Annotated in this window: 23 protein-coding genes; 11 read left to right on the top strand and 12 right to left on the bottom strand. The window is 38.4% G+C overall.

Features of this window, described 5'->3' with window-relative positions; translation table 11 throughout:
* Positions 1 to 119: 119 nt before the first annotated feature.
* Both AAFX60_015115 and AAFX60_015110 read left to right on the top strand, forming a co-directional pair.
* A complete protein-coding gene (locus AAFX60_015115) occupies positions 120 to 1,289 on the top strand; it encodes an anaerobic sulfatase maturase (protein XDF79748.1) in 1,170 nt (389 codons plus the stop codon).
* Positions 1,290 to 1,371: 82 nt separating this feature from the next.
* Positions 1,372 to 2,319, top strand: a complete 948-nt coding sequence (locus AAFX60_015110; protein XDF79747.1) for an endonuclease/exonuclease/phosphatase family protein — start codon at positions 1,372 to 1,374, stop codon at positions 2,317 to 2,319.
* A 10-nt stretch (positions 2,320 to 2,329) separates the two neighbouring features.
* Here the strand turns inward: AAFX60_015110 and AAFX60_015105 are convergent, their stop codons facing one another.
* Entirely contained in the window at positions 2,330 to 3,193 is an 864-nt protein-coding gene (locus AAFX60_015105) for a 5'-methylthioadenosine/S-adenosylhomocysteine nucleosidase (GenBank protein XDF79746.1), read from the bottom strand.
* A gap of 217 nt (positions 3,194 to 3,410) precedes the next feature.
* Between AAFX60_015105 and AAFX60_015100 the strand changes: the two genes are divergently transcribed.
* The 3 genes from AAFX60_015100 to AAFX60_015090 all read left to right on the top strand — a co-directional run bounded on the left by AAFX60_015100 (position 3,411) and on the right by AAFX60_015090 (position 6,004).
* A complete protein-coding gene (locus AAFX60_015100) occupies positions 3,411 to 4,349 on the top strand; it encodes a putative sulfate exporter family transporter (GenBank protein ID XDF79745.1) in 939 nt (312 codons plus the stop codon).
* Positions 4,350 to 4,503: 154 nt separating this feature from the next.
* Positions 4,504 to 5,106 (top strand): hypothetical protein, encoded by a 603-nt coding sequence (locus AAFX60_015095; GenBank protein XDF79744.1) that lies wholly within the window; start codon positions 4,504 to 4,506, stop codon positions 5,104 to 5,106.
* Positions 5,107 to 5,605: 499 nt separating this feature from the next.
* Positions 5,606 to 6,004, top strand: coding sequence for a CBS domain-containing protein (locus tag AAFX60_015090; protein XDF79743.1), 399 nt, complete (start codon positions 5,606 to 5,608; stop codon positions 6,002 to 6,004).
* 52 nt (positions 6,005 to 6,056) lie between these two features.
* Here AAFX60_015090 and AAFX60_015085 read toward each other — a convergent pair whose 3' ends face one another.
* Positions 6,057 to 7,193, bottom strand: coding sequence for a DUF3103 domain-containing protein (locus AAFX60_015085; protein XDF79742.1), 1,137 nt, complete (start codon positions 7,191 to 7,193; stop codon positions 6,057 to 6,059).
* Between the two features lie 297 nt (positions 7,194 to 7,490).
* Between AAFX60_015085 and AAFX60_015080 the strand changes: the two genes are divergently transcribed.
* The 3 genes from AAFX60_015080 to AAFX60_015070 are packed head-to-tail and all read left to right on the top strand — an operon-like array spanning position 7,491 to position 9,765.
* Positions 7,491 to 8,357, top strand: coding sequence for an ABC transporter ATP-binding protein (locus tag AAFX60_015080; protein ID XDF79741.1), 867 nt, complete (start codon positions 7,491 to 7,493; stop codon positions 8,355 to 8,357).
* Entirely contained in the window at positions 8,354 to 9,286 is a 933-nt protein-coding gene (locus AAFX60_015075; protein ID XDF79740.1) for an ATP-binding cassette domain-containing protein, read from the top strand. The genes AAFX60_015080 and AAFX60_015075 overlap by 4 nt, the downstream gene beginning before the upstream one ends.
* Positions 9,286 to 9,765 carry a transcriptional regulator gene (locus AAFX60_015070; protein XDF79739.1) on the top strand — a complete coding sequence of 160 codons (480 nt, stop codon included), beginning with the start codon at positions 9,286 to 9,288 and terminating at the stop codon, positions 9,763 to 9,765. Before AAFX60_015075 ends, AAFX60_015070 begins: the two co-directional genes overlap by 1 nt.
* A 63-nt stretch (positions 9,766 to 9,828) precedes the next feature.
* Here the strand turns inward: AAFX60_015070 and AAFX60_015065 are convergent, their stop codons facing one another.
* The 7 genes from AAFX60_015065 to AAFX60_015035 form a co-directional block, all read right to left on the bottom strand.
* Complete coding sequence (locus AAFX60_015065; protein XDF79738.1) at positions 9,829 to 11,010, bottom strand: hypothetical protein; 1,182 nt, start codon at positions 11,008 to 11,010, stop codon at positions 9,829 to 9,831.
* A complete protein-coding gene (locus AAFX60_015060) occupies positions 11,007 to 11,627 on the bottom strand; it encodes an energy transducer TonB (protein XDF79737.1) in 621 nt (206 codons plus the stop codon). The genes AAFX60_015065 and AAFX60_015060 overlap by 4 nt, the downstream gene beginning before the upstream one ends.
* Positions 11,627 to 12,031 carry a biopolymer transporter ExbD gene (locus tag AAFX60_015055; GenBank protein XDF79736.1) on the bottom strand — a complete coding sequence of 135 codons (405 nt, stop codon included), beginning with the start codon at positions 12,029 to 12,031 and terminating at the stop codon, positions 11,627 to 11,629. Before AAFX60_015055 ends, AAFX60_015060 begins: the two co-directional genes overlap by 1 nt.
* Complete coding sequence (locus AAFX60_015050; protein XDF79735.1) at positions 12,028 to 12,537, bottom strand: MotA/TolQ/ExbB proton channel family protein; 510 nt, start codon at positions 12,535 to 12,537, stop codon at positions 12,028 to 12,030. The genes AAFX60_015055 and AAFX60_015050 overlap by 4 nt, the downstream gene beginning before the upstream one ends.
* Positions 12,537 to 13,892 carry a MotA/TolQ/ExbB proton channel family protein gene (locus tag AAFX60_015045; protein ID XDF79734.1) on the bottom strand — a complete coding sequence of 452 codons (1,356 nt, stop codon included), beginning with the start codon at positions 13,890 to 13,892 and terminating at the stop codon, positions 12,537 to 12,539. The genes AAFX60_015050 and AAFX60_015045 overlap by 1 nt, the downstream gene beginning before the upstream one ends.
* Before the next feature lies 1 nt (position 13,893).
* On the bottom strand, positions 13,894 to 14,661 hold the full coding sequence (locus tag AAFX60_015040; GenBank protein ID XDF79733.1) for a DUF3450 domain-containing protein: 768 nt from the start codon (positions 14,659 to 14,661) through the stop codon (positions 13,894 to 13,896).
* A gap of 110 nt (positions 14,662 to 14,771) precedes the next feature.
* Positions 14,772 to 16,874 (bottom strand): TonB-dependent receptor, encoded by a 2,103-nt coding sequence (locus AAFX60_015035; protein XDF79732.1) that lies wholly within the window; start codon positions 16,872 to 16,874, stop codon positions 14,772 to 14,774.
* A 64-nt stretch (positions 16,875 to 16,938) separates the two neighbouring features.
* On the opposite strand from AAFX60_015035, the gene AAFX60_015030 reads away from it, so the two are divergent.
* The 3 genes from AAFX60_015030 to AAFX60_015020 all read left to right on the top strand — a co-directional run bounded on the left by AAFX60_015030 (position 16,939) and on the right by AAFX60_015020 (position 20,797).
* Positions 16,939 to 17,106, top strand: a complete 168-nt coding sequence (locus AAFX60_015030) for a hypothetical protein (protein XDF79731.1) — start codon at positions 16,939 to 16,941, stop codon at positions 17,104 to 17,106.
* A 127-nt stretch (positions 17,107 to 17,233) separates the two neighbouring features.
* A complete protein-coding gene (locus AAFX60_015025; protein ID XDF80182.1) occupies positions 17,234 to 18,331 on the top strand; it encodes a NapC/NirT family cytochrome c in 1,098 nt (365 codons plus the stop codon).
* A 12-nt stretch (positions 18,332 to 18,343) separates the two neighbouring features.
* Entirely contained in the window at positions 18,344 to 20,797 is a 2,454-nt protein-coding gene (locus tag AAFX60_015020; GenBank protein XDF79730.1) for a molybdopterin guanine dinucleotide-containing S/N-oxide reductase, read from the top strand.
* A 104-nt stretch (positions 20,798 to 20,901) separates the two neighbouring features.
* On the opposite strand, the gene AAFX60_015015 is transcribed toward AAFX60_015020, so the two are convergent.
* From AAFX60_015015 to AAFX60_015005, 3 genes are read right to left on the bottom strand one after another with little or no spacing between them, the layout of a single operon-like run.
* Positions 20,902 to 21,543 carry an OmpA family protein gene (locus tag AAFX60_015015; protein XDF79729.1) on the bottom strand — a complete coding sequence of 214 codons (642 nt, stop codon included), beginning with the start codon at positions 21,541 to 21,543 and terminating at the stop codon, positions 20,902 to 20,904.
* Complete coding sequence (locus AAFX60_015010) at positions 21,544 to 22,326, bottom strand: MotA/TolQ/ExbB proton channel family protein (protein ID XDF79728.1); 783 nt, start codon at positions 22,324 to 22,326, stop codon at positions 21,544 to 21,546. It abuts the gene before it with no gap.
* A complete protein-coding gene (locus AAFX60_015005) occupies positions 22,323 to 24,044 on the bottom strand; it encodes a FliG C-terminal domain-containing protein (GenBank protein XDF79727.1) in 1,722 nt (573 codons plus the stop codon). Before AAFX60_015005 ends, AAFX60_015010 begins: the two co-directional genes overlap by 4 nt.

Below are 24,044 nucleotides of genomic sequence, written 5' to 3'. Positions count from 1 at the left end.
CAATAAAGAAGAACAATTGAAAGAATGAATATCCTCTATTAAAAAATGCAATTCGACTATATAAGAAGAATTCATTAAATTAATAAATGTCAACAATGATCATTTAATGAGGCACAATAATGACAGAACAGTTAGCAACTACATCATCAACACCATATGGTTTATTTATTAAAGCTGAAAGTGCGAGATGCAACCTAGATTGTCATTACTGTTATTACCTGAAAAATGAAGACAAAAGCAAACTAGGAATGGATGCAGAAACACTAGATAAACTGGTTTCTAATCATATTCAATCTCAACCACCACAAATACCTGTTATTGATTTTATTTGGCATGGTGGAGAGCCAATGATGAAAGGGTTAGCTTTTTATCAAACCGCAATAGAACTTCAACAAGCACATCAATCGACAACTCCAATCCAAAATACAATTCAAACCAATGGCACCCTCATTAATGAACGCTGGGCAGCTTTCTTTGCCCAACATAATTTTATGGTCGGGATCAGTATCGATGGACCACAACTGATTAACGATATTGCTCGAATTGATAAAGCGGGTAACTCCTCTTTTGAACGAACCATGCGTGGCATACAACACTTAAAACAACAGAACGTTGAGTTTAATACACTCACGGTTATCAATAATAAAAGCTATAAGCATGGCAAAACTATTTATCGATTTTTAAAAGAGAATGGCAGCACTTATCTGCAATTTCAGCCATGTATTGACCATGAAATGGATCGTCGCTTTGATTACGATTGGACTTTAACTGGTAAACAATGGGGGGAGTTCTTATGCAATGTTTTTGATGAATGGGCTGCTAACGATATTGGTAAGATTTATGTTCAATTCTTTGAAAACTGCTTAATGATCTTAATGGGTCATCAAAGCCAAATGTGCCACCATGCAGAAACTTGCGGTCAACAATTAATGATAGAATCTAACGGTGACGTTTTTAGTTGTGACCATTACGCCTATAACAACTATAAAATAGGTAATATCAATGATAATAATGCCTCTTTAGCACAGATGGTTAACTCACCAGAACAAATGCTATTTGGGCAAAATAAACACGATTCACTGAATCAAAAATGCTTTCGTTGTGATTTTAAACCCTTGTGTAATGGTGGATGTCCTAAAAACAGAGTAGATAAAATCAATAATGGTGAAAACCATAATGTTCTGTGTGAAGGTTATGAACATTTTTTTAAACACGCCTTACCAACAATGCTTAAGATGGTAGATGCAATGAAGCAAGGTTACTCTCCCATTCATTACCCTATGTTTTAGGAAAATTAATATACATTCAACACAACTCAAGTTTATATACCATACTTAGTATTAACGACAATCACTTACGGATGAGTGTTGAATGCTAAAACGTCCATCAAATTTAATTATATTGATATTCATTTTACTGTTGCCCTCTGCTATCTGGGGCATGTCTTTTGAGCTATCCACCCTCTGGTGGTTTGAAAACATAACAGGCATACCAAGTATTTTAGTTACCTATTATATTGGGCTCAGCATTGTTTTTGCTTTTCTTCACTATTATGCTTTTTCAGGATTAGCGCTTTTATTATCTTGTATATGGTTTATGCTTTCTCCTCCCTCAAGCTACAGCAATGGTCAGTGTGTAGACCCTTTAACCATTGTTCAATATAACCTGTATTACACTAACCCTAACCTCACGCCATTCTTGGATTACTTAGAGAAAAACGAGATCGATTTAGTCGTATTACAAGAAACAGCACCATGGCATGGTGATCGATTTATGGAATTAATCGATAAGTATCCATATCAATTTGGTGGAACTCCTGGGTTAGGTTATCCAAGTGGACAAATGATCATCAGCAAACAACCATTAAATCTGAAAGCACAAAATACTCCAGCGGGCCATTACATGATAAGTGGCGTTTGGCAAAGCAGTGAACATCGTCCCGTTAGCTTATATACAGCTCATCCTCCATCACCAAGATCAGAACAACTTTGGCATGAAAGAAACGCCTTAATAGGCAGTTTAGAACGATTATCTGACTATTCACCTTATGCGGATACTCTTATCATCGGTGACTTTAATTTATCTGCAAATACAAGACGGTTTACAGACGCTTATCAAGATTACCACACCGCTCCACTACAAAGCTGGCCACGAGAGATAAAAGGTCTCTCAATACCTTCTTTCTCTCGAATTGCGATAGACCATCTTTGGATAAGAAACACTGAATCACCTTCACTCTTCATTTGTAAACGTGAAGTGTTAAGCCAATTTTCTGGTTCTGATCATAGTGCTGTAGTGACGTATTTATCTGAACGATAACTCAATACAATTACTTTAAATTAAGATCACTAATATATTGAATAACCACATCTTTTACATAAGACTGGCAATATTTAGCCGTGTTCGGATTATAATGACCACCATTAGTTGCATTATTTGATAAAATACGAATAGCTAAAAATGGAATCTTATAAGCTTCACTAATTTGAGCTGCCGAGGCACTTTCCATCTCTTCGGTACTTGTACCAAAGTTTGTATGAAACCAATTAATACGATCTAATTCATTATTCCAAAAGTTTGCAGAACCAATAGTTCCTTCCACAACTTTACCTTTATTATATTTAACCTTATGCGCAGAAGAAATCAGTGCACTGCTACCTTCGTAATAGCGAATTTTATTTGCATCGTCACCACCGGCACTCCCGCTAGAGGCCATAATATCCATTGGTATCCAAGTAAGTGAATTAGAACCCTTTCCTTCTGGTGTTTTAGGCGCTTTTAAGTTACCAATATTAACCGTACGTTTACCGAGAACAATATCAGCAACATTTAAGTTTTTATCGTGTCCTCCAGATGTTCCCTGATTAATAATCGCTATTGGGCTGTAGCGTTCTATAGCGATAGCTGTTGCTGCCGCTGTATTTTCAAGCCCTTTTCCTGTTTGACTAACAATCACTGGATAGCCATTTAGCGTTCCTTTGTAAAACACAAACAGACCACTCTTTTCAATAACAACGTTATCTAATAATGCTGCAAAGTGTTGAGCTTCAATAGGCATCGGCCCCTGAATAATAATTGGTTTTAGTGGCGATTGAACGTTTCCTTTCACAGTTACGCTTTTCATTTCAGCCATAGAAAAGAAACTAACTGACAACATAATAAAGAAAAGAAAAACAGTTTTAATCGAACGCATATAAACTCCAATATTGATAAAAATAAATTCGCACGGACTATATACTCTTTTAAAATGACAAAGTCAGAGAAAAGCAAACGATTGCTTAATTTTTAAAAAAGGAGCTTTCAACACCAATAATGTTAAGTTTAATTAAACTATACATATGGATTAATTAAACTTACTAAATAAATAAAAAATGGTATCTTTCATTTTCCTGTACCCAAGAATTCTCAAGATGACTTTTAATAAACAACACTTATTACACTACTCTCCTTTTTATATCGCAGCACTACTTACCCTTACGCCTTGGATTAGTTCTCCAACCGCGTTAGTTATGGGCTTTGCTCTTGCCAGTTTCGGATTCGTTCCAACCAATTTTGCTCTTGGCAAAGTCACCAAAAAACTATTGGCTTACTCTATTGTTGGGCTAGGGTTTGGCATTCAACTGAATGAAGCGATTGAAGCGACGTCAAATGGCATCGGTATTATTTTAGCCACTATTACAGGTACCCTAATTTTAGGTTGGCTATTAGCAAAACAGATGAAATTAGATAAAGTCACAGGACACCTAATTGCTTCAGGCACAGCGATTTGTGGCGGAAGTGCGATTGCAGCTGTCGCTCCGGCGATTAATGCAGATGAAGAATCTACAGGACTTGCTCTTGCTACTGTATTTGTTCTTAATTCTATTGCACTCTTTATCTTTCCTGTCATTGGTCATGCACTAGAGTTAAGCCAACACACCTTCGGAACATGGGCAGCAATCGCTATTCATGACACCTCTTCTGTTGTAGGGGCGGCGTCTGCTTATGGCGAAGAAGCACTTAAAACAGCCACTACATTAAAATTGGCTCGTGCTTTGTGGATTGTACCTGTTGCTCTAATCAGTGCTTTGTTATTCAGAAGCAATAGCAAGAAAATCACTATTCCTTACTTCATTGTCTTTTATTGTTTAGCCATACTGATAAGCGATAACCTGCCACAATTTGATGTCGTTTATAATGGTATTTTTGATGTATCGAAAAAACTGCTGGTTTTATGCTTATTCTTTATTGGATGTGGCATTTCAATCGAAAAAATTAAAGCTGCTGGTGCAAAGCCCCTTATTTTTGGGGTCTCGCTTTGGGTGATCATTTCAACTACCTCATTGTTTTATATTATGAATTACGCATAATTACAATTTTAAGGTATACCAGCCCGCTGTTATGGAATCCTATTTTTTATAAATAGATACATATCTACATTCAATAGCCTCTTATACTAACAAACCGTTCGTTATTTGAGAGGCTGTTATGCTTTTTTCCTACTCAAAGTCCAAAGAGATCAAAATGATCCAAAGAGGACTGCTTCAATTCTTTATTCAATGCGTTGTTGTCGCCATTGCCTATCTTGTTATTCGTACTGACATTATCACATTAAAAGATGGGGTAAGTGAGCAGTCACTGACTGAATACTACCAACAGTTTTTACTTTTAATTGTTATCTTATCATTCAGTTACATAGCAAAAATAAACCCTAAGGCGCGTTCATTTGCTATCTTAGTCGTCGGCTTTTTTAGTTGCATGTTCATTAGAGAATGCGATGGTGTACTTGATAAGGTTTATCATGGATTTTGGCTTGTGCCAGCACTTGTCGTCACCTTCGTGTGTATTTTCTTTGCTCTAAAAGATAAGCAAGGCTTACTTTCCACCTCTGCAAAATTCTTCGATAGCCGTTACTTCTACACGATGAGTTGTGCGTTAGTTGTGGTTCTGGTTTTTTCTCGTTTAGTTGGTATGAATCACTTATGGCAAATTCTACTACAAGGTGATTATATTCGAACGGTTAAGAATCTAGCGGAAGAAGGTACTGAGTTACTCGGCTATTCTTTGTTAGCATACAGCGCATTAGGCTTTGGCTATCAAGTGCGAAAAATACAAGTATCCGAATAACAAAAAAAGCTAATTGATAGGGGGAGATTCAATTAGCTTTTACTTAAAATTTATTCACTCAAGGCTTCGGTTTTTTTAATGAAATAACTCAACATACGTATGATATCAGCCTTACTAATGTCTTTGGCTACCAATGCTAATTCAAGGTCTTTTTCATCACTTTCACTAGCACTTGCTTTTCTAAGTCATATTTATTCATCAATTACTGCCTCAAAATTGGTTTAGGACAATTATAAATACCTACTAGAATTGGGGGATAGCATCTAAAATTTAGTTGATATCTTATATGCCTAATTCCTTTCAATTTATAGAACAAGCACTTAGTTCAAGTACCTCGGCCCTGTCTAATAAACAACCAACCACCTTTAAATAGACACAATATAAATGACATAAAAACGACATAAAATTGAAATACTATATCAGTTACTAATTGTTCTTGAAGATACACTTGAGGTTGTTCATCAAGGGCTGCGTGAACTAAAGATGTAGTAGAAAAGTCATGAATAAAATAAAAGTCGAAAACGTTATGTCCAATACCTACGTTATTGTTGATGGCCTAATGACAGTAGCCGAGGGGATCTTATTAGCTAAACAGAAACAAGTAAAAGAACTCATAATAAAAAAACGACACGATGATGATGAGTACGGGATCGTATTATTGAACGATATTGCCAAAAAAGTGCTCATGCAAAACCGCTCAGCAGAGAGAACCAATATTTATGAAATCATGACAAAACCTGTGCTTTCTGTCTCACCTGATATGAACATAAAATATTGCGCTCAGCTATTTGAACGTTTTGGGATCAGTCGCGCTCCAGTGCTCAGGCACGGAGAAATAGTGGGAGTGGTAAGTTACAACAATATTGTACTTAATGGGATGACAGGGTTTGGATATTAAATAAGTGACTTAAAAAACTAAGCCTTTAAGTCACTCTTATTAAAGTAAGATACTATTGAGTTTTTTGAATAATTAACGGTGCGAAATCTGCAGTTGCGTTGTTTCCAGCGCCTGAGTGTTCCGTGTATTCAGTGTCTTTCATTATGGTGTAAAACACATCAACAAAATCGTCATCGTTAACGAATAGATCATCAGGAAGTAACGCTATAATTGCACTCGTCATTTGAGGAATAATCAAATACGCTTGCGCTTCCTTATCAGGAATGGTCGCTAAGAAATCACTGGCTACTTTTAAGATCGTTTGCGCTAACTGCTTATAATCCGTTTTATCATCTTGTTCCATTAAAATAATATCAGCGGCACCCCAACGATAACGATCCCAAAAAACCATAATCTGATTAGCAGGGTAAGATTGCTCTGCGTAATCTAAATAAGGCATTTCAATCACATCAATCGTTGGTTCGTCTCTTGAAGGACTGACGCCAGATACTATTGCGTATATTTCTGCTTTACCAGAGATCCAAGGTTCGTGATCATCTTTTAACTGAATTTTCTTTAAGATAGTGGTATTAATTTCAGTAGGTTCCGCAGCAGCTCTTAACATAGCATAAGGGGCAGGCTTCACTTTTTCACTTGGTTCATTAGATTGCAGCGCTTTAAACTCATCACGCATTAACGCTAAACCAGCTTTTAGTTCTTCACGGTTATTAGTATCAACCACTAATACTGGACGTTCTGGGACATCGTAAACATCTAAATAATGAAGATTGCCATCAATATCATAAGCCTCGATGTATTGCCATTCGCTCTCAGCCCCTTCTGGTTCAAAGGCAAATAATGGACTTTGACCTGCTTGCCAGCGAGCTAACATACTTGGATCAGCTAAACGCAATTCAAGCAATTCGTCGGTATATTTTTCTAAACCACGAGCTTGGATTTCAGTTTTATTTGCTGTTGTCATTGCAGCCATAAAAGTGCGAACTTGTGGTTGAGGTTTAGTTTGAGTTGATAAATCAGATAATGAAGCACTCATTTGATACTGATTAATAGTACTTTTTAAATTGTTTTCTAATTGTGGAAAAGCACGGCTTAACTCTTGTGCAAGAGCTCGCTTAGACACATCATCTTGTGCAGCAGCTATAGCAGGAGTCATCAAGCAAAATACGAGTAGCGCTGTTAATTTGTTCATACAGCATTCCTTATTTATAGTTATTGTATTGATTTTGAATCCATTCAAATTTGTCCTTACCCCAACCATACCAAAAATGAGATAAAATTAAAGTCAATACTCTAATTTATCTTTCCAAGATCAAATATCACAAATGAGACACCTTGTTTATCTGCCTCTTTCATAGCCATGAATCTTATTACTTGCCATTACATACTTATTTCGACTCATATCTCTTATTTACTTTGAGCGTCTTTTATAAAATGAAAGCTCGTGATAATAATGATAATCATTATCTTTCTCATATGGTAAAAATAAATGACAACAAACAGAATAACAAATGGAACACACTCCGATCCGTTATTGCAAATAAAAGGGTTATGCGTCGATTACATCACTGACAATGGAGATTTTCATGCTGTCAAATCAGTAAGTTTCGATGTAGGAAAGGGAGAGATATTCGGACTAGCAGGCGAATCAGGTTGTGGAAAAAGTACGATAGCATTTGCTATTAACCGACTGCATAAGCCGCCTGCATTTATATCTTCCGGCAGCATTCTTTTTCAAAACAAAGATTTATTGCGCTTATCTGACGGTCAATTGAACGCTATTCGTTGGAGCGAAATTGCTATGGTTTTCCAAAGTGCAATGAACTCCCTCAATCCAGTTCTTCCTATTCAAGAACAATTTGCAGATGTACTCCGACATCATAAAGCAATGAACAACGACCAAGCAAAAGACAGAGCTGAAAAATTATTAGATTTAGTCAATATCCCCAGAGAACGTCTATCAGAATACCCTCATCAATTTAGTGGCGGTATGCGACAACGCCTAGTTATTGCTATAGCCCTTTCTCTAAGTCCAAAACTAATCATTATGGACGAACCGACAACAGCACTGGATGTCGTTGTTCAACGAGAGATTCTTCAGCAAATATTTCAATTAAAAGAAGAGTTTGGTTTTTCCGTCTTATTTATAACTCATGATTTAGCATTAATGAGTCAGCTCTGCGATCGAATTGCAATTATGCGCTACGGCGAAATTGTTGAAGTCGGCACATCACAAGAAATCAGAAAGAATCCTCAACATCCTTATACAAAAAAATTATGGGCATCTTTCCCGAATATTCATGAAGTTCACAATGCCCCTGTTTCACAACAGTCAACAGAAGGTGCAATATTATGACTCAGCCACTTATAGAAGTTAAGAACGTAGTAAAAGAGTTCACCATTGGTGGTGGGTTTGCTAAAGAAGAAAATTTTAAAGCCTTACAAGGGATCAGTTTTAACCTCTATGCAGGAAAAACATTAGCCCTAGTTGGCGAATCAGGTTGTGGCAAAAGTACCTGTGCTCGGCTCATAACTAAAGTATACCCAACAACTGAAGGTGAAATCCTCTTTGATGGGAAAAACATTGATAATATTCGTTCGTCAAAAGAGATTCTCAATTACCGTAGCCAAGTACAAATGGTTTTCCAAGATCCTTTTGGTTCATTGAATCCAACACATACAATTGAACACCATTTAACACGCCCTCTTAAGATTCATAAACAAGTTAAGGGGAATAAAGAAATAGCTCATCGCCTTCTAGAACTTTTAGATCTCGTTGAATTAGATCATGATACTTTGGCGAAGTTTCCTCATGAATTAAGCGGAGGCCAACGTCAACGAGTTAACCTTGCAAGGGCTCTTGCTGTTGGAGCTAAAATGATTTTAGCTGATGAACCAACATCCATGCTTGATGTATCAATTCGTTTAGGTGTACTTAACCTCATGCAACGAATGAAAAAAGAGCTTGGGATTGGATTCTTATATATCACTCACGATTTAGCAACAGCGCATTATATAGCAGAAGAAACAGCGGTTATGTACAAGGGGCAAATTGTTGAATGGGGAGATACTAATTCTATTTTACGTAATCCACAGCACCCTTACACAAAACTACTCATATCTGCTGTACCAGATCCTGATTTACCATTTGGCAATTTAGTCAAAAATGAACCAAACTATTCTATAGATGCAGATGAAATTAGGAAAAATAGCAGCATAATTATCGAAGAATATAAAAAAGTGGGTACGAATCATTTCGTAAAACATTGGGATGAGGCAGCATAATGACACTAAATACTTGGTTAGCTTTAGTTACAGATTGGTATCAGACAAAGCACGATAAGTCGCTTGATTCACTTGAACAATTGGTTTATTCAGCGCCAACATCCATTTGGGGACCAGAATTAACCGATAATCAAAGTAAAGCGATTGCTTGCTGGCTAGATGGATGCCTACGAGTTTTTGAGCATGCTAAGTATCATAATATTGCAAAAGCATTTCAAACATTACAATACATCAGCTCAAAGTTAGAAATGGCCGCCTTTAACTCTGCAGCAGATATTGAGATCAAAGATTGGTGTATTAAACGACTACAGCACATTACTGTATTAAGTTTAGAGTTCTGTAACCAACAACATGATCAACCCACATGGAATAATGAAGCTAATACATTAATTGAAAATCACGTTAAATTAATGGCAAGTGTGGCTTGGAATGAAAAACAGACACCTTCAAATATGCACAATTCAAACTCACTGCATTAAATAATATTCATTAATGGTAACAATAAAAAAGCAGCGTTGAACGCTGCTTTTTTATTAAGTAGATTAACCTTTAATCTGCCTCATTTGAGACAAATATTGTATCCATCCTTTTGCTTCATTAGATGGCTTAAACTCATTAGCTCTTTTAGCATTAACAAGCGCTAATTCCAGTTGATTTAACTTATAGTAAGCGCGAGTTTTAGCTAATGCTACATCATCGGTTTTATTGTAATCCTTTACTTTATCAAGACTTTTTAGCCCTTGTTGATAATACCCTTCTTGAATCTGAAGCTGAGCAACTTGCCAATAATATTGACCATCAAACTGCGCGGCTTTTTGCCAAACTGCAATCGCTTTATCCCACTCTTTTGCAGCCTGCCAGTAACTTGCTTGCGTAATTATTATTTCTTTATCTGTTTCATAATCCGCTAATTGCGCCATTACTTGCGCCGCTTTTTCAGGAATGCCACGTTCTGCATATAACTGGGCTAATATTTTCAATTCAGATTGGCTTAACACAATACCTTGACGCTGTGCTAACACCAAGGTATCCAACGCATTATTTGGTTGATTCAATTGCAACTGAATACTTGATAATTGCTGCCACCACCCCGCCTGCTCAGGCTCTAATTCAATCAAAGCGGTTAACGTTGGTATCGCTGATTTCCAATATTTACGTTGTAATTGCGCACCAAGCTTTAAAACCAACAATTGTCTTTTGTCTTGTTCTTTATGAATTTTCGCTACTTTTTGATGCTTATTTAATGCAGATAACACCTTATCCCACTGTGAGATTTGATAATGTGTTTGAGCAATCCGAAACCATAAGTCCCCTATTTTTTGATTTTCAGGTATTGTTTTCGTTAATAGGTAGTAATGAGGTAATGCCTCTTTAAACCGTTGTTCTGTTAATAATAAATCCGCCAACATGCGCTGTGTTACCCACGCTTGTTCATCAACGAGTTGCTGACTGTTAACTGCAGTTGAAAGGTATTTTACTGCCGCTTTACTGTTCCCATTTTGCCAATGAAAAACACCTAACATTCGCTGTACATAGGCTTTATCATAAGCCTGTGATGGCGTTAGTTTAGAGAGAATATCAATAGCATCCACTATTTTATCTTGTTGCTGCAATTGAATTGCACGCTGTACTTTTGCCGCATTATATTGGGTTAGCTGCTGCGCTTGAGCAAACCCACTGAACATCAAAACAACGCTAAAAAGAGGGACGATAAATTTCATCATTTTGCTAATGTAAACTCCAATTTCACGGTTTGTCCGACTTGAGCAATGGTTTTACCATCAATCACTTTTGGCTGATATTTCCATTTTTTCAACGCTTTAACCGCTTCTCTCTCGAACATTCTACGAGGTTTTGCATCAGTGACTTTTACGTCAGTAGGACGGCCTTGCTCATCAATCGTAAACGACATAACAACAAAGCCCTCAGCCCCTCTTTTCATCGCTTTAGAAGGATAACGAGGTTCAACACGATACAATGGCATTGCTTGCTGATTACCTGTAAAGTCAGCAAAATTTGGTGCGCTAATGGCTAAACCAGAAATACTTGAGTCCAACCCAATTAGTGGCATTGGACTCTGTGGTGTCGCCATTGACGTTTGAGTTTGAGCTGCCATTGGGGTCGCTTGTGGTAGAGGCTCCGGTGTATCTGGCTTTTCGGGCACACGGCGTTGGCGGCGCTGTACATCTTGTTCTTGTTCTGCCATCACCATATCAAAACGAACCGTTTCACTGCTTTCAGGCTTCTCTTGAGTGCCGTTATCTACCATCCAAGCCATAAATGTGAATATGCCAAACGTCATGGATATTGCGATTGGCATAGCTAAAAATAAACGCCACATCAGCCTTTCTCCGCAGCTAAAGCGATACCTTTAACACCAGCGCCTTTCGCTGCATCCATCACTTTAATAACCGTACCGTTATACGCATGTTCATCCGCTTGAATCACTAATGACGCTTCTGGTTGTTCGAGTAATAAATGCTCTAAGGTTGCTTGCACTCGTTCAGCATCTACCATGCGTTTATCAATAAAAATATCGTTTGATGCAGTGATAGCCACAAATATCCCCGCATCTTTTTGGCTTGATACATTACTGGCCTGAGGACGATTAACTTCTACGCCAGATTCACGTACAAATGAACTCGTTACAATAAAAAAGATCAACATAATAAAAACGATATCTAACATTGATGTTAAATCGATTTGTGCTTCTTCTTGATGTGAAGAACGACGGCCAAGTCTCATGACTGACTCCTTAATGCTTTTTCTAACTGATGCTCTTTACGACGACAAACTTTAGCTAGACGAGCATGAACAAACATCCCCGCCAAGGCTGCAACCATTCCCGCCATCGTTGGTAATGTCGCTAATGAAATACCTGATGCCATTAGTTTGGTTTGGCTACTGCCTTGATTTGCCATGACATCAAATACAGAGATCATCCCTGTAACCGTACCTAACAAACCTAACATAGGGCATATTGCCACTAACACCTTAATGAAATTCAAATATTGATTTAGTTGCAGATGAGCTTCACTGATCCACCCATCTCTAATGGTTTTGGCATACCAAGATTCATGATCATTGCGCTGCTGCCATTGCTCAATCCATCGTTTTCGTTGTATTGGAAAACTAAACGATATGAAAAAAATTCGCTCGATAACCAATAACCAACACAATGCAACCACTGCGGCCAACCACCATAAAATGGGGCCGCCTTGAGCCATAAAATGTGAAAGAAAAGCCGTCATTACGCTGCCATATCCATTGCGTTTGGTTGCACTACTTTTTCAGCTTGTTCAGCAACTAGCCCTAAGCCTTGTTTTTCAAGAATAGTGCGAATGCTTTCAGCTTGTGAGCTTAAAATATTATGCGTAAGTAATAGTGGCATTGCCGCAACTAAACCTAAAACCGTAGTAACTAGCGCCATCGAAATACCACCCGCCATCACTTTTGGATCACCATTACCAAACTGTGTGATCACTTGGAATGTTTCGATCATGCCCGTAACCGTACCTAAAAGTCCTAACATTGGAGCCAAAGCTGCTAATAGTTTAAGCATAGACAACCCTTTTTCTAGCCCTTGCTGCTCATCAACGATGGTTTCTAATAGGCGTAATTCTAATGCTTCAACTGAACGTTGTTTTTCTGCATCGTAAACGGCAAGCACGCGACCTAATGGATTTTGACCAAGCTCTTGTGGTTGTTTTAATTGCTTTCTAATTTGTTGGCGAATAACAAACAATCTCACGCCATTAAATAATGAAATAATCAATCCAATCAGTAATAAACCAATAATGATTTTACCAACCACACCACCCGCTTGAAGACGCTCTTTCATTGTTGGCGTATTCGCTAATTGCTCTAACATGATACCGCGTGAAGGATCGCTTGCCATCATGATGACTTGTTTGCTTGGCATCTCAGATAAGATCGTCGTTGTCGGAGTCAGTTTTGGCTGTTGAGCGTAATAAGTCGCAACTTGCTTTTTATTGTCCCACTGCAAAAAACCACCTTCACCAACCAGTGCCATATTACCTAAGCGATAAGCATTGATTGATTGACGATGACCAGAACCACTAATCATGGTTACTGTCGTTAACTCTAACTCTGAACTAGCATTAACTTGCTGAGCCATGGTTTGCCATAACCCCGTTAGTTGCGTCATAGATGGCAAAGATTTCGCTGCAACGATATCAGCAATTAACTGATTATATTTATTATTTTCTGATCCTGACATCGAGTTTTTCAACTCTGCATTCACGTCTTTTGCTGTCTGTCTTACCACCCCAAACAGTTCACCTAAGCTGCCTGTTTCTAAGTGCAGTTGCTGCTCTAATGTTGCGAGTGTTTTTTCATTTTTGCTGAAGATAGCACTTAATTGATCGCTTTCTTTTTGAAGTTTTTTACGCTCCGCAATCAAGGCGTTTCTTTGAGCTTTTAAGCTTTGTTCTGTTTGTTTAAAACCAGACTCTCGTTGTGCATCATGTTGCTTTTGTACATGACTTGCTTGTTTTGTCTCTTTCAACAATTCAGTGTTTGCTGTCACCGTATTAATCGAAAGACCAAGCAGTGAAACAGCTAAAATCAGTGGCTTAATTGTCATGTTATTTCACCTCTTTTAGTGATAAAGATACAGGCAGAGTCAATAAACTTGGGGCAACTTGTTTATAAGCAGCTGAATAGGCTTTTGCTAAATCATCATTAAATTCAGAGTCCAGCGCCTCCCATCGGTTGGTGTACGTATTCCAACTCCAATATTGAGAAGCATCAAGACGACGAGCAAGTAAAGATACGCGTCCTAAATGCAGCATATCTGCATCAATTTGTTCATTATCTTCAACAATGATCTGCGTTTGGTATGTACCTAGTTTTGTACCGTAATCCATTTCGATCTGGTAGGCTTCAAGAAGTCGGCGATATTTTTCTGCATCACTCACATCCGCTCTTGTCATCATATGTTCAAGCTTTGCAATACGATGTAAACGTTCTTCTGTTTTAATTGGCTTATCTTGTTCAACTAATGTCGTTAAACCAGATAACATCTTATACATTAAAGGTACAACGCCTTGTCTAGTCTCTTTAATGGTGTCAATTTGGTCATTTAAACTTACCATCTCTTGCTGCTGACTATTCACTAAACCCGTTAAGTGATCACGATACACAGCCAAGTTTTTCACTTCTTCTTGAAGCTGCTCAATTTCAGCTTTGTAGGCTAATGTCGCTTCTGCACTTTTATCGATTTTCTGCTGGCTTATCGCTGAAGAAGTATTTGATTTATTTTCAATTACTCGTGCTTGATCAAGCGCAGTAGCCTGAGCGGTTGTGATCACGGTTGCTAATGCAATACCGATACTGGTTTTTAGAATATTCATATTTATCAATTTCTTAACTGTTTGTTTTTAAGAACAATCTCTTAAAAATTTGTATTCAAATAAACGCACTAAAGGGAGACCGAGGCCTCCCTTATTTTTATTACAATAAATTAGTATTTAACTTGCAGTGTCGCCATGTAGTTTCGGCCTTCACCAATAACAACATTCGATGCCCCATCGGTTGCGTAACCATTCTTACCAGTTGAACCACCACCTGCTAAGTAATCAGTATCAAACAAGTTTTCAACATTAAAGCGAGCAACAAAGGTTAAATCTTGGTCATACTTAATAGTATGAGATAACCCTAGATCGAAACGTGCATAGCCATCTTTTTTAAAGGTATTCGCTGCATCACCGTAACGCTCACCAACATAGATAGCGCCTAAGTTTGCATCGGTACTATTAGTAAATGCATAGCGAGTCCATACACTTGCAGTATATTCAGGCACATCCGCAGGACGGTTACCTTCATACTTCTCATCTTTCGCATATTCAGCATCTAGATATGTTGCTGAACCGCTCATCGATAACTGCTCAGTAATAAAGCCTTGCATCGCTAACTCGACACCACGGTGAACACGTTCACCTGATTGTGTTTTTTCTTTCTTACCACCACCTAAATCAACATCAATCGTTGAGTTTTCTTGGGTAATATCAAATACAGCACCAGATACAAACAGCTGGTTATCCATTAATTCCCATTTAGTACCTAGCTCATACAACTTACCACGTAAAGGATCCAGTTTTTGGCCGTCATTTACGTACTCACTGCCTGATACTTCACCTTGCATTTCAAAGCTTTCAGAATACGTTGCATAGATAGAACCAATATCCATCGGGTGGTAAATAACCGCAAACTTAGGTGATACTGCTTCTTCTGCTAGGCCTTCTTCAACTTGACGGTCTAAACGAACACCAACTAATGCTTGCCATTGCTCATTAAACGTAATCATATCCTGAGCATAGAAACCCCATGTATCGTACTTAGATGTTGTATCTCTAGGATCTTTATTTGGATTACGTTCTGGAGCAGGAGCAGGCTCACCAACTTGACCTACAGAGCTATTAAATGAGTACTCTAAACGGTCATAACGATAACCTAACCAGTTACTACCAAATAGCATTTGGTGGCTTACGCCTAACGCATCAAATTCACCGATTAAATCAATACTTGCTGTTTTAAATACCCAGTTATCTTTACGGTCACTACCGCCTTGATCATACGTACCATTAGAAGGGTCATACGTCTCTTCTTTAGGGAAGCTCTCTACGTCATGACGGTTAAAATCTTGATGATTAAAGCTAGCATTAACACGCCATACATCAGTTAAGTTTGCAGTAACATCAACACCGATGTTTTCCACATCATTTTCGATTTTTGACCACTGTGCATCCCAAATGTATTTATCATTTACTACTGTTTTGCCATCTTTGATGTAAGCACCTGAATCGACACTACCTTCATCAATTGTACGGTCATAATGGAACGACACTGTGATGTCATCATTAATGTCATAATCTAAGAATAAACCACCAACAAAGCGCTCTGTAGATGGAACTGTTCCATCACTGTATTGACGCCATGAGTTGTAAGTTTGCTTTGAGACAATGGCACGACCACGTAATGTTTGGTCATCATTCAATGCACCACTTACATCCGCAGTTGTTCGAGAGTCATTATTTGAGCCTAGATCTTGACTCACGCTTACTTGAGTTTCATAGGTTGGCTTTTTAGCAACCATATTAACCAAGCCACCCGGAGCTGACTGGCCATATAACAGACCCGAAGGACCTTTTAATATCTCAACACGCTCTAATAATTCAATTGGTTGACGATAATGAGACCAATGTTGTTTTCCATCACGTAAGAAACCAGAGCTACTGCTTAGTGAAAAGCCACGTAATGTAAACTGCTCACGGTTACGTGTAGTTGCGCCAGCACCGATACTTGCATCATTTTTTAGAACTTCACCAAGCGTACTTGCACGTTGTTCATCAATCAGTTGCTCATCAATAACACTCACTTGTCCTGGAGTTTCTAATTGAGTTGCCTCCATTCGCATTGAGCTTGAATTTGTATCTGCCTTGTAACCATAGTCACGACCAGTAACAACCATGTGCTCATCAGTTGTTGATGCATCTGTTTCAGCGTAAGCAAAAGGCGTTGATAAAACTGCGCTAATAACAAGAGCTAACTGACTTTTAGAAAACATATTCCATTATCTCCAAATCTTTTTATTTATTAAACGGGTGATAAAAATCTGAGAAGGAATATAAATGATAATTGTTACCATTTGCATTAAATTTACATTCTTTGCATTCGTAAAGAAAGGTAAAGACGGCGTTACGCATGAAAATATTTTTCAACAAAATCAAACTGAAGGTTCAACAATTAATGAACAAGCTTTCACCAATATGGCAATAAAATATAAAACAGCTTATTAATAGAACTCTCATTTTTGAGCATTAGATTACATTTTTTGAAATATTTTATTTTTTACTTATATACCATTAACCCCAAAGTGGTAATATTGCGATTGACCACACATAGAATGTGGCTAAATTAAGGATCATTATTATGAACAAACGCTATATCGCTTTAATCGCTGCTGTCGGTATTGCCATTGGTTGGTTAACCTTTGGCGGTACGCAAGCAGTTCTCCACGCCACTTCTAGTACTGAGTTTTGTGTTTCATGCCATACAATGGAAAAACCACTGCATGAATATCAAGGTTCCGTTCATTTTAGTAACCAAAAAGGCATTCGAGCTGAATGTGCAGACTGTCACATTCCTCAAGAACCAATTGATTACTTAATTACGAAAATTCGTGCTTCTAAAGACATCTATCATGAATTCGTTACTGGTAAAATTGATACGGATGAAAAATACGAAGAACATCGTTTAGCTATGGCTGAAACGGTGTGGGAACAAATGCGTGAAAATGATTCAGCGACATGTCGTTCTTGTCATAGTTTTGATGCAATGGAAACCTATGACCAATCAGTAAGCGCACAAAAAATGCACGCTTATGGACAAGAAAACAACCAAACTTGTATTGACTGCCACAAAGGTGTTGCTCACTTTGCACCTCAAGCTAAGTTAGATACGTCTGCATTCGATCATTTATTTGATATGGCGAAAAACACCAAGCTTGATGCTGAAAAAGTTTACCCTATTGAAAATATTAAGATGTCTGATCTTGCCATCATCAATCCAACGGTTGAACTTACAACGGTAAACGCAAAAGATGAAACTCGCACTGTAACGGTTTCAGGCTTCCAAATGAAAGGGGCTGAATCAGTTATTTACATGGGTGAAGGACAACGTTCAATCATCGCGACGCTAACAGAAAAAGGCATTAAAGCATTAACTCTGGGTGAAGCAACTACCGATGCTTACGGCAATGAATGGCGCAGCGCCGAGCTAACAGGCACAATCGATGCACCTGTTCTTGCGTCAAACCAGCCTTTATGGGACTACGCTGAAGAGCTTGATAATGTGTACTGTTCAACATGTCATGCCAAAATTCCAGCAAATCACTTCACAGTGAACTCTTGGGGTCCTGTAGCTAAAAGCATGGGTGCACGTACTGATATTTCAGCACTGAACCTAGAAATCCTAACTAAATTCTTCCAAAACCACGCTAAAGACGTGGCTAATCACAAATAAGAGAGAGTGACTATGACTAACATTTCTCGTCGCGGCTTTTTAAAAGGCGCAGGTGCATCAGCAGGTGCACTAGCGATTACGTCTATCGCTCCTTTATCTGTTAATGCCGCTACCGCTGGTCGCACAGATTCATTGGTTTTAACTGCTGGTCGCATGGGTCCATTACTTTGTGAAGTAAAAGATGGCGAGCTGCTATCAACCAAAAGTGGTTTAGCTCAGACCGTACCTAATAGCTTACAACAAACGGGGCCATCGCAAGTTTATACAAAAGCTCGTGTAAAATATCCAATGGTTCGCAAAGGTTACTTAGAAAACCCAAGCAATCCTCAAGGAGTTCGCGGTAGTGATGAATTTGTACGTGTTTCATGGGATGAAGCATACAAACTTATTCACGAACAGCACATGCGTATTCGTAAAGAAAACGGGCCTGAGTCTATTTTTGCCGGCTCTTACGGTTGGCGTTCAAGTGGTGTATTACATAAAGCACAAACACTACTGCAACGTTACATGAGTATGTCTGGTGGTTATGCTGGTCACTTAGGCGATTACTCAACAGGCGCAGCTCAAGTTATCATGCCACACGTTGTTGGTTCTATCGAAGTATATGAACAACAAACGACTTATCCTGTTATTTTAGAAAACAGTGAAGTGGTTGTGTTATGGGGTCTAAACCCATTAAACACACTAAAAATTGCATGGTCTTCAACAGACGGGCAAGGCCTTGAGTTTTTCCATCAACTGAAAAAATCAGGCAAAACCATCATCATTATTGACCCAATGCGTTCAGAAACTGCTGAATTCTTTGGTGATAATGCGCAATGGATTGCACCGAACCCACAATCAGATGTGGCAATGATGATGGGTATCGCTCATCAATTAGTTAAAACACAGCAGCACGATACTGAATTCCTTTCTAAGTACACTGTGGGCTTCGAGCAATTTGAAGCTTACTTAATGGGTAAAGAAGACGGCATTGAGAAATCACCGCAATGGGCAGAAGCGATTTGTGGCGTACCAGCAAAACAGATGGAACTGCTGGCTAAGATCTTCAAAGAAAACCGCACGATGCTTATGGCTGGTTGGGGTATGCAACGTCAACAACATGGTGAACAACGTCATTGGATGCTAACCGTTCTTGCTTCTATGCTTGGTCAAGTTGGACTACCGGGCGGTGGTTTTGGTTACTCATACCACTACTCTAATGGTGGTAACCCAACACGCGATGCAGGTGTATTACCAGCAATGTCAGCGTCATTAGGCGGTGGCTCATCAGCAGGTAACGATTGGGCAGTTCAAGGTTCAGTAACGGCTTTCCCTGTTGCACGTATTGTTGAATGTTTAGAAAAACCGGGAACTCAATATCAACACAATGGACATACATTAACTTTCCCTGAGTTAAAAATGATTTGGTGGGCAGGCGGTGCAAACTTTACACATCACCAAGATACCAACCGTTTGATTAAAGCGTGGCAAAAACCTGAACTGATCGTTATTTCAGAACCATATTGGACTGCCGCTGCAAAGCATGCGGATATCGTTCTTCCAATCACTACCTCATTTGAGCGTAATGACATGACGATGACAGGTGACTACTCTAACCAACACCTTGTTCCAATGAAGCAAGTTGTTGAACCACAGCATGAAGCACGTAACGATTTAGATGTTTTCGCAGATATGGCTGAACATTTAAAACCAGGTGGCCGTAATGTGTACATGGAAAATAAAACGGAGATGGAATGGCTTCGTGATTTCTATAAAGCAGCTCAAAAAGGTGGACGAAACGCACGTGTTCCAATGATGAATTTCACTAAGTTCTGGGAAGCAAACCAACTTATCGAAATGAAATGGAACGCAAAGAACGCCGAGTTTGTTCGTTTTGGTGACTTCCGTAAAGATCCAATCATGAACCCACTAGGTACACCAAGTGGTAAAATTGAGATCTTCTCAAAAACCATCGAAGGCTTTAAGTTAGATGATTGCCCTCCACACCCTGTATGGATGGAACCGACAGAGTGGATGTTCAACTACACAGATGGCGAACTTCAATTAATGACGTCGCACTCTGCTCATCGTTTACACAGCCAATTTAACTATGCTGATCTTCGTAAAGAGTATGCAATCCAAGATCGTGAACCAATTACGATTCACCCAGAAGATGCTAAAGCTCGTGGTATTAAAGATGGCGACTTAGTTCGTGCTTACAACCAACGTGGTCAAGTTTTGGTTGGTGCACATGTTTCTGATGGCATCAAAAAAGGCAGTGTATGTATCCATGAAGGTGCATGGCCTGACTTAGATCCTAAAACAGGTATGTGTAAAAACGGTGGTCCAAACGTATTAACTATGGATATACCAACATCACGTTTGGGTAATGGTAACTGCGGTAACTCAGGTGTAGTGAAAATTGAAAAATTCACAGGTGTTGCACCAACATTAACGGCGTTTACTCCACCAATGAATGGGTAATCCCAATATCATTCATGGAATGGGATAAGCATTCATTTCTTATAAAAAAGCGCTCTATATTTAGAGCGCTTTGCTTTATTTACAGCTAGCCAGCTATTGTTGTTTTAATTTCTTTTAATATAAATCACAACACGTCGATTTAATTGACGCTGTTGTTCTATCGGTAACGCTTTATCCGCTCGAGGTTGTGCATCCGCATACGCCACCGCTCTTAATTGTGATTTATCTACATTAAATTTGATCAATTGCTTAGTCACTTCTATAGCTCTTGCTCCAGAAAGCTCCCAGTTACTATCAAACTGTTTGGTATGAATAGGTAAATCATCACTGTGCCCTTCAACGATAATAGAGCGACCGTTCAAATCTACCTCTTTCATTGCTTCTGCAAATTCAGCAATAAGAGCTTTACCTTCAGGCTTTAAAGATGCTGAACCTGAGTCGTACAAATTTTCACTATTAAGATCAATTCGTATACCATCGGTGACAGCCGTGACCACTACAGAATCTAAATTCTTTTGCTCTACTATCTCCTGAATATCGGCAGTTAGCTCTTGCATAGGCAAATGGCTAGCAGTATCAACTACTTTCCCCCACCCATCTTTTAGTTCTTCTAACTTACCTTCATTCACTTGAGAAACAGCAACAATCAGAACAAAAAAGGCCAATAATAATGTGATGGCATCACTGTATGTCATCATCCAATCATTATCGTCTTTCAACTCAACCTTGGGTCTTGTTCTATTCATTTAAGACGCTAACCTTTTCTTAAACGGCAAATGTACATTCATTGAATCTTGTAAGTACAAATCAGGACGTTTTTCTGTCATTAATACAAACGCATTAATTTGCATTTCACGATTATCAAAATTGGTATTTACTCGGCGACTAATACGAATTGCTGCGGGTTTGAAAAACACTTGAGCTAATAAAATACCATAGAGAGTCGTCAATAAAGCAACAGCTAAACCATTACCTAAAGCAGCCATATCACCATTTAAATTATCAAGCATAATGATCAAACCAATCAATGTACCAATCATGCCAAAACCAGGTGCATAAGTACCCATTGAGTTTAAAACCTCAGCTTGCGTCATTTCTTGCTTATATTGACTATGATTACTTTCATCTAGTAATTTTTTAAGCTCTTCACCTTTATAACCAGTTCCGATAAGTTCTACTCCTAAACGGATAAATGGGTCATTTTTTTCATTATCATTTAACGAATTTTCTAAACCCGACATGCCGCTTGATCGAAAGATCTGATTCCATTCAACTGTTCTTTTGATTGATGCGTGCTTAAATTTCGTCACGTTTTTCTCGTCAAGCAAGTTAACAAGTACCCCTTTAAACGAAGACAAAATAAGTGGGTATGAATAACTGATTAACGCCGCAGTTAATGTTCCACCAAGCACAATAAGAAAACTCGATAAACTCACAAATAACATGTATTTATCGGTACTCATTGTTACTGCACCAATTAATACACCAAATGCCATCAATAAGCCGGTAATAGTACTGAATGAGATCATGCTACAGACTCCAAATCATTCATTGTAAATTGTTTATTTCCAATAGCTTGGCGCATTAACATCACAACTTGCTGTTTTGCTGAGTTTTGCTCATCATGCGACGCATCTTTACAACGTACCATTTCAGCTTTGATCATTTCAATCATACGTTCAGGAAACCCTGAAAGAATGACTGCGACTTGTTCATCATCTAAATTAATCAACGCTAATGCTACAATTTCAGGATTCATACTGCGTAATATGTTGCTTAAAATGACCGTTGGCGTTCTAAGCACATCATCAAAAATGTAGTACACCTTACGCAGATTTAAGTACGCTTCTGGTGAAGACACTCTTAGCTGATCTAACAAATCGTTTTGCTGACGTAAATTCATTCCATCAAGTAATGACATCAACATTTGATTACCGTCGGTTCTTACGGTTTCAAAATCAGGCACCGACTGAGCTTTAGCAGCAAGTGATGAGGCAATCTCACCAAATGTCGCCATTGGCATGGAATCAAACTGAACTATCTCTATTGCTATTAATGCTTGTTCTTCAGCCGTAAACGTTGATAAGAACTTAGCTGAGCTTTCTGATGGTAATTGGCTTAAGACTAATGCTTTAATGCGCAATGGCTCATCATCTAATACCCAACGAATTTGATTAATACTCAATTTATCTAAAAACGAAAATGGTCGACTGCGATGTTCAAATTGCTCAGAAGAAACCGAATCAACTAATAAATATTGTAAATCCGTTAGATCTCTTACCAAGCGATCATAATCAGCAGGGTTCGTTTCTAAATACTTCAAATACGCTGGAATATGTTCATTTAACGCAGGAAACATTGAAGTAAATAACGAACGCCCTAGTTCCTGATAACAAGAAGCGAACATAGGGATATTTTGTTCATTCAAACTTAAACGACGAAGTACCGCATCTACTTTTTGAGGTTCACTCAAACTGTACTTAACCAATTGTTGTCGACACGCTTTCAGTTCGCCTTTTTTCGTATCTAACAATTGCTCAGGCATTGGAGGCAATGAACTTACTTCATTAACACCCACTTCTTTTGTAGATACTTTACGATTACGTGCAAGTAAGTAACCAATAACTAATAATAGTAATAATAAAACCAACACCCACCAATAGTGTGCGATAGATGATCCCGTAATTTCTGATACAGGAGCCATATCCATCCGAATAATCTCAAGACGATCCCCTCTCATTGGGTTGTATTCCAACTTCTCAAGTAACAGATTGCGAATAAGCAACTCTGTATCTTTATCCACACTATTATCTAATAACAATGTAGTTGATAAAGAACGGATCATTTTCTCCGTTTTAGGTGCTTGTTCATTATCTAACGCATCTTCTTGCGGCTCGACTTCCTCACTTGGTGTCGACACTTTTGCAACAGTATTATTATTGAAAGCAGACATACCTGCTAAGCCTGGAAGCTCAGGAGCATCATCAATAATAACGTTTTTTACTTCTGGCTGTTGCTTAACAACTGACGGCTTAGATGTTGAAGCATCAACCTTCTCACGAATAAACTCAGCCTGAATAGAAAGCACATGTATATTCTTACCTGCAATTCGTTCAATATCGCTATTAAGTCGTTGCTCTAATTCCGCAGTAAAAGACATTTGGTCCAACTGCAACGACGTTTGCGCGAATACAATTGAGGTAATAAATAAAAAGCTAATGCATACAAAACGAATACACGATTTCAT

This window comes from Aliivibrio fischeri, assembly GCA_038993745.2.
In the GTDB taxonomy this organism is placed as follows: domain Bacteria; phylum Pseudomonadota; class Gammaproteobacteria; order Enterobacterales; family Vibrionaceae; genus Aliivibrio; species Aliivibrio fischeri_B.
This window is presented reverse-complemented; position numbering and strand designations above follow the sequence as displayed.

Bases quoted from the DNA above. Each gene is read 5' to 3' on its own strand.
- AAFX60_015065 (XDF79738.1), bottom strand. From the start codon at position 11,010: ATGATGAAATTTATCGTCCCTCTTTTTAGCGTTGTTTTGATGTTCAGT.
- AAFX60_015075 (XDF79740.1), top strand. From the start codon at position 8,354: ATGACTCAGCCACTTATAGAAGTTAAGAACGTAGTAAAAGAGTTCACC.
- AAFX60_015105 (XDF79746.1), bottom strand. From the start codon at position 3,193: ATGCGTTCGATTAAAACTGTTTTTCTTTTCTTTATTATGTTGTCAGTT.
- AAFX60_015030 (XDF79731.1), top strand. From the start codon at position 16,939: ATGATAATTGTTACCATTTGCATTAAATTTACATTCTTTGCATTCGTA.
- AAFX60_015110 (XDF79747.1), top strand. From the start codon at position 1,372: ATGCTAAAACGTCCATCAAATTTAATTATATTGATATTCATTTTACTG.
- AAFX60_015080 (XDF79741.1), top strand. From the start codon at position 7,491: ATGACAACAAACAGAATAACAAATGGAACACACTCCGATCCGTTATTG.
- AAFX60_015060 (XDF79737.1), bottom strand. From the start codon at position 11,627: ATGTGGCGTTTATTTTTAGCTATGCCAATCGCAATATCCATGACGTTT.
- AAFX60_015015 (XDF79729.1), bottom strand. From the start codon at position 21,543: ATGAATAGAACAAGACCCAAGGTTGAGTTGAAAGACGATAATGATTGG.
- AAFX60_015010 (XDF79728.1), bottom strand. From the start codon at position 22,326: ATGATCTCATTCAGTACTATTACCGGCTTATTGATGGCATTTGGTGTA.
- AAFX60_015085 (XDF79742.1), bottom strand. From the start codon at position 7,193: ATGAACAAATTAACAGCGCTACTCGTATTTTGCTTGATGACTCCTGCT.
- AAFX60_015050 (XDF79735.1), bottom strand. From the start codon at position 12,537: ATGACGGCTTTTCTTTCACATTTTATGGCTCAAGGCGGCCCCATTTTA.
- AAFX60_015095 (XDF79744.1), top strand. From the start codon at position 4,504: ATGATCCAAAGAGGACTGCTTCAATTCTTTATTCAATGCGTTGTTGTC.
- AAFX60_015040 (XDF79733.1), bottom strand. From the start codon at position 14,661: ATGAATATTCTAAAAACCAGTATCGGTATTGCATTAGCAACCGTGATC.
- AAFX60_015055 (XDF79736.1), bottom strand. From the start codon at position 12,031: ATGAGACTTGGCCGTCGTTCTTCACATCAAGAAGAAGCACAAATCGAT.
- AAFX60_015005 (XDF79727.1), bottom strand. From the start codon at position 24,044: ATGAAATCGTGTATTCGTTTTGTATGCATTAGCTTTTTATTTATTACC.
- AAFX60_015100 (XDF79745.1), top strand. From the start codon at position 3,411: ATGACTTTTAATAAACAACACTTATTACACTACTCTCCTTTTTATATC.
- AAFX60_015070 (XDF79739.1), top strand. From the start codon at position 9,286: ATGACACTAAATACTTGGTTAGCTTTAGTTACAGATTGGTATCAGACA.
- AAFX60_015035 (XDF79732.1), bottom strand. From the start codon at position 16,874: ATGTTTTCTAAAAGTCAGTTAGCTCTTGTTATTAGCGCAGTTTTATCA.
- AAFX60_015020 (XDF79730.1), top strand. From the start codon at position 18,344: ATGACTAACATTTCTCGTCGCGGCTTTTTAAAAGGCGCAGGTGCATCA.
- AAFX60_015045 (XDF79734.1), bottom strand. From the start codon at position 13,892: ATGACAATTAAGCCACTGATTTTAGCTGTTTCACTGCTTGGTCTTTCG.
- AAFX60_015115 (XDF79748.1), top strand. From the start codon at position 120: ATGACAGAACAGTTAGCAACTACATCATCAACACCATATGGTTTATTT.
- AAFX60_015090 (XDF79743.1), top strand. From the start codon at position 5,606: ATGAATAAAATAAAAGTCGAAAACGTTATGTCCAATACCTACGTTATT.